The organism is Sphingomonas sp. PvP018, from assembly GCF_017876865.1.
In the GTDB taxonomy this organism is placed as follows: domain Bacteria; phylum Pseudomonadota; class Alphaproteobacteria; order Sphingomonadales; family Sphingomonadaceae; genus Sphingomonas; species Sphingomonas aerolata.
The window spans coordinates 1,667,335-1,679,673 of sequence record NZ_JAGIOU010000001.1 but is presented as its reverse complement, the minus strand read 5'-3'; the positions used below and the strand labels follow the sequence as shown (position 1 = coordinate 1,679,673).

The following is a 12,339-nucleotide window of genomic DNA, read 5'->3' as shown; positions in this document are numbered from 1 at the left end:
TCAAGCGTAGCGTTCTATCACGGCGACCTTTCCCCCTGGGCCCCGGCCTCCGCCGGGGTGGTGAAGACCAATGACCGTCCTCGCCGCCTACGAAGCGCTCGTCGCCTCGGGTGAACTCCGCCCCGACCCCGAACAGGCCGCCGCCGCCGCGCGCCTGAACACGCTCGCCACCGAACTCCCCGCGCCCGTCGCGACCGGCTTCTTCGCGCGCTTTGCGAAAAAGCCGGCCCCGCGCGGCGTCTATCTCTGGGGCGGTGTCGGCCGCGGCAAGTCGATGCTGATGGACCTGTTCTTCGCCGAGGTCGCGGTCGACCGGAAGCGCCGCGTCCATTTCGGCGAGTTCATGCTCGAGGTCCATGCCCGCATCGCCGCCGAGCGCCGCAAGGAGGTCGGCGACCCGATCGTCCCCGTCGCCACCGCGATCGCCGAGGAGACCCGCCTGCTCGCGTTCGACGAGATGATGGTCACCAACAGCCCCGACGCGATGATCCTGTCGCGGCTCGTCACCTCGCTGCTCGACTCCGGCGTGACGATCGTCACCACCTCGAACCGCCCGCCTGCCGATCTCTACAAGAACGGCCTCAACCGCGAGCATTTCCTCCCCTTCATCGCGACGATCGAACAGCGGCTCGATGTCCTCCCGCTCAACGGCCCCGTCGATTACCGCCGCGACCGGCTCGGCAGCCAGGACACCTGGCTCGTCCCCAACGGGCCCGAGGCGACCGCGCAGCTCTCCGCCGCCTTCTTCCGCCTCACCGACTTCTCGCCCGACGACAGCGAGCACGTCCCGTCCGAGGAGCTGATCGTCCAGGGCCGGGCCCTGCGCGTCCCCAAGTCGCTGAAAGGCGTCGCGGTGTTCAGCTTCAAGAAGCTGTGCGGCGAGGCGAGGGGGGTGGCCGACTATCTCGCCATCGCCCGCAAATTCCACACCATCATCCTCGTCGGCATCCCCAAGCTCGGGCCCGAAAACCGCAACGAGGCCGCGCGCTTCGTCGGCCTCATCGACGCGCTCTACGAGCACAAGGTCAAGCTGCTCGCCGCCGCCGACGCGCAGCCGGGCGACCTTTATGCGAGCGGCGACGGCCGGTTCGAATTCGACCGCACGATCAGCCGGCTGGAAGAGATGCGCTCCGAGGAGTATCTGGCGGAAGGGCATATCTGACGTACCCCAAACACCACCCGGGCGAAGGCCGGGGCCCAGTTGGAAAGGCCGTCGTAACAGCGCGCAGTACTCAGTTTGCACCGTCCCCCAACTGGGCCCCGGCCTCCGCCGGGGTGGTTCAGCGCACATCGGCAAGCTTATTGCTCCTGCGAACGATTTGCAATAACGCTCGCACTTTTCTGCTTTAACGGTTGCCGTAGCGCCATAATGCGCGTAACCGGCGTCACCAATCACCCCGCACATCAGACGGAGACGGATTGGAATGGCTCGCAAGAAGATCGCGCTGATCGGCGCCGGTAACATCGGCGGCACGCTCGCGCACCTCGCAGCACTCAAGGGTCTGGGCGATATCGTCCTGTTCGACGTGGCCGAGGGCATCCCCCAGGGCAAGGCGCTCGACCTGTCGCAGTGCGGCCCGGTCGAAGGCTTCGACTCGACGATCACCGGCTCGAACGACTATGCCGATATCGCCGGCGCGGACGTCATCATCGTCACCGCCGGTGTCGCGCGCAAGCCCGGCATGAGCCGCGACGACCTGCTCGGCATCAACCTGAAGGTCATGAAGGCCGTGGGCGAGGGCATCAAGGCCAACGCGCCGGGCGCATTCGTTATCTGCATCACCAACCCGCTCGACGCGATGGTCTGGGCGCTGCGTGAGTTCTCGGGTCTGCCGCATCACATGGTCGTCGGCATGGCCGGCGTGCTCGACTCGTCGCGCTTCAGCCATTTCCTCGCCGACGAGTTCAAGGTCTCGGTCAAGGACGTCACCAGCTTCGTGCTCGGCGGCCACGGCGACACGATGGTCCCCGTGATCCAGTATTCGACCGTCTCGGGCATCCCGGTTCCCGATCTCATCGCGATGGGCATGTCCACGCAGGAGAAGATCGACGCGATCGTCAAGCGCACGCGCGGCGGCGGCGGCGAGATCGTCGCACTGCTCAAGACCGGCTCGGCCTATTACGCGCCCGCCACCAGCGGCATCGCGATGGCCGAAGCCTATCTCTACGACCAGAAGCGCGTCCTGCCGGCCGCGGCCTACGTCTCGGGTGAATACGGCCTCGACGACCTGTATGTCGGCGTCCCCGTGGTGATCGGCGCCGGCGGCGTCGAGAAGATCGTCGAGATCAAGCTCGACGACGAAGCCAAGGGCAACCTCCAGGTCTCGGTCGACGCGGTCAAGGAACTGATCGTCGCCTGCAAGGGTATCGACGGTAGCCTGAACTGATTTGATGACATGAGCTGAGGTAGGAGCGTACCGAAGGGAATAGCCACCACCCCGGCGCAGGCCGGGGTCCAGTTGCGAAAGCCACGATGATGGAAGAACAGGCGTTCGTTTACATCATGGCCAACTTCCCCAACGGGGCGATCTACCTCGGCTCGACAGTGAACCTGCCAAAGCGCGTGTGGGAGCACCGCAACGGTTTGAGCGGTTTCACCAAGCGTTATGGCTGCAAGCTACTCGTCTGGTACGAGGCGTGCGGCGAATGGGAAGCGGCGCGGCAGCGCGAGCTGCAAATGAAGGAGTGGAAGCGGGCCTGGAAAGTGCGTGAGATCGAAGGGCTTAATCCCGCTTGGGATGACCTGTACGATCGTATCGCCCTACCATGACCGCCTTCCCAACTGGACCCCGGCCTTCGCCGGGGCGGACCGGACTGGAGATAGAATGAGCATCCTCGTCGACAAGAACACCAAGGTCATCACGCAGGGCATGACCGGCGAAACCGGCAGCTTCCACACCAAGATGGCGCTGGAATACGGCACGCAGATGGTCGGTGGCGTCACCCCCGGCAAGGGCGGCACGACTCACCTCGACCTCCCCGTCTACAACACCGTCGCCGAGGCGAAGTCGGTCACCGGCGCGACCGCGTCGGTCATCTACGTGCCGCCTCCCTTCGCGGCCGATTCGATCCTCGAGGCGATCGACGCGCAGATCGAGCTGATCGTCGCGATCACCGAGGGCATTCCCGTGCTCGACATGGTCAAGGTCAAGCGCGCGCTCGCGGGCTCCAAGTCGCGCCTGATCGGCCCGAACTGCCCCGGCGTCCTGACCCCCGGCGAGTGCAAGATCGGCATCATGCCCGGTTCGATCTTCAAGAAGGGCTCGGTCGGCGTTGTCAGCCGTTCAGGCACGCTCACCTATGAGGCGGTCTTCCAGACCTCGAACGCAGGCCTTGGTCAGACGACCGCGGTCGGCATCGGTGGCGATCCCGTCAACGGCACGAACTTCATCGACGTGCTCGAGCTGTTCCTCGCGGACGACGAGACCAAGTCGATCATCATGATCGGCGAAATCGGCGGCGACGCGGAGGAGCAGGCCGCCCAGTTCCTGATCGACGAGGCCAAGCGTGGCCGCAAGAAGCCGATGGCCGGCTTCATCGCGGGCCGCACGGCGCCTCCGGGTCGTCGCATGGGCCATGCCGGTGCGATCGTCTCGGGCGGCAAGGGCGATGCCGAGAGCAAGATCGCGGCAATGGAAGCTGCCGGGATCAAGGTCTCGGAAAGCCCCAGCCTGCTCGGCGAGACGCTGCTGAGCGTGCTGAAGGGTTGATCTTACTACCCCTCTCCCCCCGGGGAGAGGGAAGGAGCCGCCATTTGGCGGCGGAAGGGTGAGGGCACGTGACCGCCCGTGCCCTCACCCTCCCACCCGCAAGTGCGGGCGGGCCCCTCCCACTCCCCCGCGGGGGAGAGGGAAACTGAGGACGAACGACATGGGCTACGAAGGCCAGGATTTCAGCGATATCGCAGCCGGCGTCAGCCCGGCGTTCGTAGAGACGCTCTACGCCAAGTTCACCGCCGATCCGGCCTCGGTCGAATCCGGCTGGCGGACGTTCTTCGAGGGGCTCGAAGGCTCCGCGCAGGGCCCGAGCTGGGAAAGCGCGCGCTGGCCGCTGACCACCACGGACGACCTGACCGCGGCGCTCGACCCGACCCAGATGGAGCCCGCGCCCAAGCCCGCAAAGGGTGGCGGCAAGCCCGCTCCCGCCGCCGCCGCGCCCGCCCCCGTCTCGAAGGACGAGATCGCCAAGGCCGCGGCCGACGCGATCCGCGCGCAGCTGCTGATCCGCACCTACCGCGTCCGCGGCCACCTCGCCGCCAATCTCGATCCGCTCGGCCTCTCGAAGCGCGAGATGCCCGAGGATCTGAAGACCGAATATCACGGCTTCTCCGACGCCGACATCGACCGCAAGGTCTATCTCGGCGGCACGATGGGTTTCGAATGGGCGACCATCCGCGAACTCGTTGACACGCTGCGCAAGAATTACTGCGGCAATGTCGGCCTCGAATACATGCACATCGCCGATGTCGAGGAGCGCCGCTTCCTCCAGGAGCGGATGGAAGGCCAGGACAAGGCGATCGAATTCTCCGTCGACGGCAAGAAGGCGATCCTCAACAAGGTCATCGAAGCCGAGCAGTGGGAGAAATTCCTCGGCAAGAAATATGTCGGCACGAAGCGCTTCGGGCTCGACGGCGGCGAATCGATGATCCCCGCGCTCGAATCGGTGATCAAGTATGGCGGCCAGATGGGCGTGCGCGAGATCGTCATCGGCATGGCGCATCGCGGTCGTCTGAACGTGCTCGCCAACGTCATGGCAAAGCCGCTCCGCGTCATCTTCCACGAATTCGCCGGCGGTTCGGCCAACCCCGATGACATCGGCGGGTCGGGCGACGTGAAGTACCATCTCGGCACCAGCACCGACCGCGAGTTCGACGGCCACAAGGTTCACATGAGCCTCGTCGCTAACCCGTCGCATCTCGAGGCGGCCGATCCGGTCGTGCTCGGCAAGACGCGCGCGATCCAGACGCTCAACAACGATCTGAAGGACCATGTCGCCAGCTTGCCCGTGCTGATCCACGGCGACGCGGCGTTCGCGGGGCAGGGGATCGTCTGGGAGTGCCTCGGCTTCTCCGGCATCCGCGGCTACAACACCGGCGGCTGCGTCCACTTCATCATCAACAACCAGGTCGGCTTCACGACCAGCCCGCAGTTCGCGCGCTCGTCGCCCTACCCGTCGGACGTCGCCAAGGGCGTCCAGGCGCCGGTCTTCCACGTCAATGGCGACGATCCCGAAGCGGTGACCTTCGCCACCAAGATGGCGATGGAATTCCGTCAGAAGTTCCACCGCGACATCGTCATCGACATGTGGTGCTATCGCCGCTTCGGTCATAACGAAGGCGACGAGCCCTCCTTCACCCAGCCGCTGATGTACGACATCATCCGCAAGCACCCCGGCGTCAGCTCGGTCTATGGCAACCGCCTGATCAAGGAAGGCGTCATCGACCAGCCCTGGATCGACGAGAATGTGAAGCAGCTCACATTGCGGCTCGAGGGCGAGTTCGAAGCGGGTGCGTCGTACAAGCCGAACAAGGCGGACTGGTTCGGCGGTCGCTGGACCGGCCTCAGCGCGCCGACCGATGGCGCCTCCGCGCGTCGCAACGTCGAGACGGGTCTCAGCCAGAAGCTGTTCGACTCGCTCGGCCGCACGCTGACGACCGTTCCCGAGAGCGTGAAGATCCACAAGACGCTCGCGCGCGTGCTCGATGCCAAGCGCGAGATGTTCAAGTCGGGCAAGGGCTTTGACTGGGCGACCGGCGAGGCGCTCGCCTTCGGCGGCCTGCTCTCCGAAGGATACGGCGTCCGTCTGTCCGGCCAGGATTCGGGCCGCGGCACCTTCTCGCAGCGTCACGCGGTCTGGGTCGACCAGACCGACGAGCACAAGTATGTGCCGCTGCAGGAGATCGAGCACGGCAATTTCGAGGTGCTCGACAGCCCGCTGTCCGAGTACGGCGTGCTCGGCTTCGAGTACGGCTATGCGCTCGCCGACCCGAAGACGCTCGTCCTCTGGGAGGCGCAGTTCGGCGATTTCGTCAACGGCGCGCAGATCATGATCGATCAGTTCATCACGTCGGGCGAGTCGAAGTGGCTCCGCGCCAACGGCCTCGTGATGCTGCTCCCGCACGGCTATGAAGGGCAGGGCCCCGAGCACAGCTCGGCGCGTCCCGAGCGCTTCCTCCAGTCCTGCGCGGACGACAATATCCAGGTCGCGAACTGCACCAGCCCGGCGAACTATTTCCACCTGCTCCGCCGGCAGATGCATCGCAATTTCCGCAAGCCCCTGATCGTGATGACGCCCAAGTCGTTGCTCCGGCACAAGCTTGCGGTGTCGAACGCCGAGGACTTCCAGGGCGACAGCCACTTCCGTCGCCTCCTGTCCGACACCAACGGTGCGGCCGACGTCGACACCAAGCGTCTCGTCCTGTGCACCGGCAAGGTCGCCTACGACCTGATCGAGGCACGCGATGCGGCGGGCGACACCGACACGCAGATCGTCCGCGTCGAACAGCTCTATCCCTTCCCCGGCAACCCGATCGCCGAGCGCGTCGCCAAGATGCCGAACCTGGAAGAGATCGTCTGGGCGCAGGAAGAGCCGAAGAACAACGGCTATTGGTTCTTTGTCGAGCCGCTGATCGAGGAGGCGCTGGCCAGCGTGAATTCGCCGGTCAAGCGTGCGCGCTACGCCGGGCGCAGCGCCTCGGCCTCGCCCGCGACCGGCCTGATGAAGCGTCACCAGGCCGAGCAGGGCGCACTCGTCGCCGACGCGCTCGGCCACAGCGTCCGCGACGAAATCCGCCGCACCCGCGCATCGTAATCAACTCTGTTCCCCCGCGAAGGCGGGGGCCCAGTCTGGGTCCCCGCCTTCGCGGGGATACAAGGAAGTAGGCAGAAACCATGGCAACCGAAGTCACCGTCCCCGTCCTGGGTGAATCGATCACCGAAGCCACCCTCGGCGAGTGGCTGAAGCAGCCCGGCGATCCCGTCGCCGTCGACGAGCCCATCGCCAGCCTCGAGACCGACAAGGTCTCGGTCGAGGTGCCCTCGCCGGTCGCCGGCGTCATGGGCCAGCACGCCGTCGCGGTCGGCGACACGGTGCAGGTCGGCGCGATGCTCGCCACGATCGACGCCGGTGACGGCGCAGCGGCTCCCGCCAAGGCGCCCGAGCCCGCCGCGACCGCAACGCCCGCGGCGCCCGCCAAGGACGAGTCCGGCGCAGGGTACGGCGACCAGCCCGGCGCCGGCACCAGCGACTCGCCCGCAGCCCTCTCGCCGTCGGTTCGCCGCGCGGTGCTCGAGCACGGCGTCGACCCCGGCACCGTCAAGGGCACCGGTCGCGACGGTCGCATCACCAAGGAAGACGTGACCGCCGCCGCCTCGAGCAAGCCCGCGCCTGCCGCAGCACCTGCGCCCGCACCGGCCGCAGCGCCCGCAGCCTCGGGCCGCGGTGAAGAGCGCGTCCGCATGACGCGCCTGCGCCAGACGATCGCCAAGCGCCTCAAGGAAGCGCAGAACACCGCCGCGATGCTGACGACGTTCAACGACGTCGACATGACCGCGGTGATCGAGGCGCGCGCCAAGTACAAGGACCTGTTCGAGAAGAAGCACGGCGTCCGCCTCGGCTTCATGGGCTTCTTCGTGAAGGCCGCGACGATGGCGCTGCGCGACATCCCCAGCGTCAACGCATCGATCGACGGCGACGACATCGTCTATCACGATTACGCCGACATCTCGGTCGCGGTCTCGTCGCCGGGCGGCCTCGTCGTCCCCGTGATCCGCGATGCCGACCAGATGTCGGTCGCGACGATCGAGAAGACGATCGGCGACTTCGGCAAGCGCGCCAAGGACGGCGCGCTCAAGATGGACGAGATGAAGGGCGGTACCTTCACCATCTCGAACGGCGGCGTGTTCGGCTCGCTGATGTCGACCCCGATCATCAACCCGCCCCAGTCGGCGGTCCTCGGCCTCCACCGCATCGAGGAGCGCCCGGTCGTCGTGAACGGCCAGATCGTCATCCGCCCGATGATGTACCTCGCCCTCAGCTACGACCACCGCCTGATCGACGGCCGCGAAGCCGTGACGTTCCTCGTCGCGCTCAAGAACGCGATCGAAGACCCGACGCGCATCCTGATCGACCTGTAAATATCTAACCACCCCGGCGCAGGCCGGGGCCCAGTGGGGAAGGCCGCGGTGACGAAGCGCCTCGCCCTCCCCATATATCTCCCAACTGGGCCCCGGCCTGCGCCGGGGAAGTAAGAGAGAAGCGACAATGGCTGACTATGACTATGACGTCCTCGTAATCGGCGCAGGCCCCGGCGGGTACGTCGCCGCGATCCGCGCCGCACAGCTCGGGCTGCGCACCGCCTGCGCCGAGAGCCGCGATACGCTCGGCGGCACCTGCCTCAACGTCGGCTGCATCCCCTCCAAGGCGCTGCTGCATGCCTCCGAGCTGTACGAGGAGGCCAAGGCCGGTCACATGACCAAGTTCGGCGTCGAGTTCACCGGCGTCTCGCTCAACCTCGACCAGATGCACGCCGAGAAGGCCAAGGCCGTCAAGGAACTGACCGGCGGCGTCGAATTCCTGTTCAAGAAGAACAAGGTGACCTGGCTCAAGGGCAAGGCCGCGTTCCAGGACGCGCACACCGTCGACGTCAACGGCCAGACGGTCACCGCGAAGAACATCGTCATCGCCACCGGCTCGAGCGTCATGCCGCTCCCCGGCGTCGAGGTCGACCAGACCACCGTCGTCGACTCGACCGGCGCGCTCGCGCTCCCCAAGGTGCCCGAGCACATGGTCGTCATTGGCGGCGGCGTGATCGGTCTCGAGCTCGGCAGCGTCTGGCGTCGCCTTGGCGCGAAGGTCACCGTCGTCGAATTCGTCGACCAGATCCTCCCCGGCTTCGACGGCGAAGTCCGCCGTGAGAGCGCTAAGCTCTTCAAGAAGCAGGGCATGGAGCTCAAGCTCTCGACCAAGGTCACCGGTGTGACCGTCGACAACGGTGTCGCGACCGTCACCGTCAAGCCCGCCGCGGGTGGCGCGTCCGAGACGATGACCGCCGACGCGGTGCTCGTCTCGATCGGCCGCAAGGCGAATGTCGACGGCCTCAACCTCGAAGCCATCGGCCTCGAGCTCAACAAGCGCGGCCAGATCGAGACCGACCACAGCTTCAAGACCAAGGTCGACGGCGTGTGGGCGATCGGCGACTGCGTCCCGGGCCTGATGCTCGCGCACAAGGCGGAGGACGAGGGCGTCGCGGTGGCGGAGAACATCGCCGGCCAGACCGGCATCGTCAACGAGGACGTCATCCCGTCCGTCGTCTACACGATGCCCGAGATCGCCGGCGTCGGCCTCACCGAGGAAGCCGCGAAGGACATGACCGAGATCAAGGTCGGCAAGTTCCCCTTCGCCGCCAACAGCCGCGCCAAGACCAACCGCGACACCGACGGCTTCGTCAAGGTCATCGCGGATGCCAAGACCGACCGCGTGCTGGGCGTCTGGATCGTGTCGAGCCTCGCCGGCACGCTGATCGCCGAAGCCGCCATCGCGATGGAATTCGGCGCGACCAGCGAAGACATCGCCTACACCTGCCACGCGCATCCGACGCATGCCGAGGCGCTCAAGGAAGCGGCGATGGCCGTACAGGGCAAGCCGATCCACATCTGACCACGCAAGGCCGTAGCGCAAGCTACGGCCGAGCACCCGGCGGTCGGACCGGCCGGCGGCGCTCCAGCGCCGTCCGACGACAGGGGCTTCGCCCCTGTCCGGCCAAGCCGCGGCAAAGCTGCGTTTCGGAAGGGCGTCGGTGGAAACCCCACCGGCGCTCTCTCCACGTCTCCCGATCGCGCGCGAAACGTCCACGCTCTCAAGCCCAAACCCCATAAGCGACCCGCACCCCCCACCCGTCATCCCGGCGAACGCCGGGACCCATGGTTACGGCGGACCCGGCGATCACGTGCCGCCATAACCCGGTCCGCGACCATCGGTCTCGACGCCCGCCGGGATGACGGGAAGGGGAGGCGCCTCAAAATCGCTCCCGCACCCGCCACAACCGCCCCCCTCCCGTCATCCTGGCGAAAGCCAGGATCCAGAGCCGCAAGCGTACCCCCCTGCGGCTCTGGATCCTGGGTCGAGCCCAGGATGACGGAAGAGGTGAACGCAACATGTCTCTCGCCATCGATCGCCGGGCCGTAGCGGCAGGCAAACCCGCAACGACCTTCGACCCCATCCGTCATCCCGGCGAACGCCGGGACCCATGGTTACGGCGGACCCGGCGATCCCGTGCCGTCATAACCCGGTCCGCTACCATGGGTCCCGGCGTCCGCCGGGATGACGGGAAGGGGAGGCGCCACAAAATCGCTCCCGCACCCGCAACAACCCACCCCCCCGTCATCCCGGCGAAAGCCGGGACCCAGAGCCACAGGCGCACCCGCCCGCGCCCTGGGTCCCGGGTCGAGCCCGGGATGACGGCAGGGGGTGGGCGCATCGCGTCTCTCGGCATCGATCGCCTGGCCACCGCGTCTGCCAAACCCGCGACGACTCGCCCCAGCAACGGCGCGCACTCCACCGTCACGCCCCGCCCACTTCCCGTCATCCTGGCGAAAGCCAGGATCCAGAGCTGCAAGCGCAACCCCCCGCGGCTCTGGGTCCTGGGTCGAGCCCAGGATGACGGCAGGGGGCGGGCGTATCGCGTCTCTCTCGCCATCGATCGCATGGCTGGCGGCTGGCGCCCCCGCAAAGGGCCGCGCACGCCACCGTCACGCCCGCCCCCCCCCGTCATCCCGGCGAAAGCCGGGACCCAGAGCCCCAAGCGCACCCGCCCGCGGCCCTGAGTCCCGGTTCGGGCCGAAATGACGACAGGCAGGGGGTTGCCTCGTACCCTGCCAACCTCCACCAACCGCTCACCCGCACCTCACCGCATCCAGCCCTCACCTCGGGTCGAAACTGAGCCAGATTAGTGCAGTTGTTAGCAATCCGTTTACCAGCCCGGCATAGCCACTCGTCTCCACGCCGCGGCGACGCCATCGTCGCGACCGGCCGTGCAAGGAGCCTGCCCGTGCGTGCGTTGATGATCCTGGCGGTAGGAACCGCCTGTCTCGCCGGCTGCGCGACGCAGCCCCGGGGCGAAAGCGCGGGCAAGGCCCCGGCCGTGGCGGCGGACCCCGCACCGGCCGCCCCAAACTGGACGACGATCGCAACGCCCGACGACCGCGCCCGGCTCGCCGCACTCGGCGACAGCTGGACGCGCGCGCGCGCCGCGGTGCCCAGACGGCTGGCGGGGCGGATCGCGGCCGAGGGTGCGCTGCTCGATCCCGCAGGCGCACTCGACCTTCCCGCGCTGTCGCCCGGCTCCTATCGCTGCCGGCTGGTCCGGCTCGGCGGGCGGGCGGGCTATGCGAGCTTCGCGCCCGATTTCTGCTATGTCGACGGCGACGGCGCGGGGCTCTCCTTCACCAAGCAGACCGGCACGACGCTGCCCGGCGGCTGGCTACACCCCGACACCGACCGGCGGCAGGTGTTCCTCGGCACGGTGCGCACTACGCCTGCGCAGGTCGCGCCGCCCTATGGCACCAACCCGGCGCGCGACGTCGCGGGCGTCGTCGAACGCGTCGGGCCGCTGCGCTGGCGCCTCGTGATGACGCGCGCGGGGCAGGGCGCGATCCTCGATCTCTACGAACTGGTCCCCGTGCCGCCTGCGACGCCCGCGACGCCGCGCTGAGCGTAGAACCCTCCCCCTTGCGGGGGAGGATCGGAAGCATCAGCCCTTTGGCGGCTTAGCGAAGTTCGCCGCGAAGCGTTCCAGGCCCGATGCGAACGAGTCGATCACCTTCGCGAATTCGGGCGGCAGCGCAGCAGCGTCGCTCCTGGGCGGTTCCGGCGTCTCGCCCGCGAACGGCCCGCTGCCCGCCGCCGACGCGCCCGGAGCCTCCGGCGAAGCCTCGGCCGAGGGTTCGGGCGGCTGGGGCGGCTTGGGCGGCTCGGGCTGCGTCGCCCCACGCGTGTCCTTCGCCGTGATCGCGGTCGCCGCCATCATCAGCCCGGCCGCGATCACCTGGCGTCCCGCGGGCGTGCCCATCTGCCGCGTCAGCGCCGCCGCCATCCCCGCGAACGGCGCCGCGCCGCCATGCTTGCCCGCCTTGGCGGACCAGCGCGCCTCGAACCCCTCGCGTTTCGTCGCGCCCGTCTCAGCCTCGCGCTCCCGCGCCTCGCGTTCGCGACGCTCCTTCTTCTTGCCCATCTCGGTCTCCAGCACTGTATTGTACTAACAATACACTATGTAACTATCGTCGGCACCTTGGACAATGGTTCGGCGTTACCCATCTTTGCGAGCACCCGCCCGGCGCCCTC

At 67.5% G+C, this 12,339-nt stretch carries 9 protein-coding genes; 8 read left to right on the top strand and 1 reads right to left on the bottom strand.

Annotated features, from left to right (window positions below; all coding sequences use genetic code 11):
* The first annotated feature begins 70 nt into the window (after positions 1 to 70).
* The 8 genes from zapE (at position 71) to J3A66_RS07240 (ending at position 11,710) form a co-directional block, all read left to right on the top strand.
* Complete coding sequence (gene zapE / locus J3A66_RS07275; protein ID WP_209567988.1) at positions 71 to 1,162, top strand: cell division protein ZapE; 1,092 nt, start codon at positions 71 to 73, stop codon at positions 1,160 to 1,162.
* A 262-nt stretch (positions 1,163 to 1,424) separates the two neighbouring features.
* A complete protein-coding gene (mdh, locus tag J3A66_RS07270; RefSeq protein ID WP_183935123.1) occupies positions 1,425 to 2,387 on the top strand; it encodes a malate dehydrogenase in 963 nt (320 codons plus the stop codon).
* 86 nt (positions 2,388 to 2,473) lie between these two features.
* Entirely contained in the window at positions 2,474 to 2,770 is a 297-nt protein-coding gene (locus J3A66_RS07265; RefSeq protein ID WP_348634014.1) for a GIY-YIG nuclease family protein, read from the top strand.
* 55 nt (positions 2,771 to 2,825) lie between these two features.
* Positions 2,826 to 3,710, top strand: a complete 885-nt coding sequence (sucD, locus tag J3A66_RS07260; RefSeq protein ID WP_031395407.1) for a succinate--CoA ligase subunit alpha — start codon at positions 2,826 to 2,828, stop codon at positions 3,708 to 3,710.
* A 160-nt stretch (positions 3,711 to 3,870) separates the two neighbouring features.
* Entirely contained in the window at positions 3,871 to 6,810 is a 2,940-nt protein-coding gene (locus J3A66_RS07255) for a 2-oxoglutarate dehydrogenase E1 component (RefSeq protein ID WP_159510773.1), read from the top strand.
* 80 nt (positions 6,811 to 6,890) lie between these two features.
* On the top strand, positions 6,891 to 8,135 hold the full coding sequence (gene odhB, locus J3A66_RS07250) for a 2-oxoglutarate dehydrogenase complex dihydrolipoyllysine-residue succinyltransferase (protein WP_209567986.1): 1,245 nt from the start codon (positions 6,891 to 6,893) through the stop codon (positions 8,133 to 8,135).
* Positions 8,136 to 8,262: 127 nt separating this feature from the next.
* A complete protein-coding gene (gene lpdA, locus J3A66_RS07245) occupies positions 8,263 to 9,657 on the top strand; it encodes a dihydrolipoyl dehydrogenase (RefSeq protein ID WP_209567984.1) in 1,395 nt (464 codons plus the stop codon).
* Between the two features lie 1,390 nt (positions 9,658 to 11,047).
* The gene (locus J3A66_RS07240) at positions 11,048 to 11,710 is read left to right on the top strand and encodes a DUF4893 domain-containing protein (RefSeq protein ID WP_348634013.1); all 663 of its coding nucleotides are present in this window, start codon (positions 11,048 to 11,050) and stop codon (positions 11,708 to 11,710) included.
* Between the two features lie 39 nt (positions 11,711 to 11,749).
* On the opposite strand, the gene J3A66_RS07235 is transcribed toward J3A66_RS07240, so the two are convergent.
* On the bottom strand, positions 11,750 to 12,229 hold the full coding sequence (locus J3A66_RS07235; protein ID WP_209567982.1) for a hypothetical protein: 480 nt from the start codon (positions 12,227 to 12,229) through the stop codon (positions 11,750 to 11,752).
* Positions 12,230 to 12,339 lie beyond the last annotated feature (110 nt).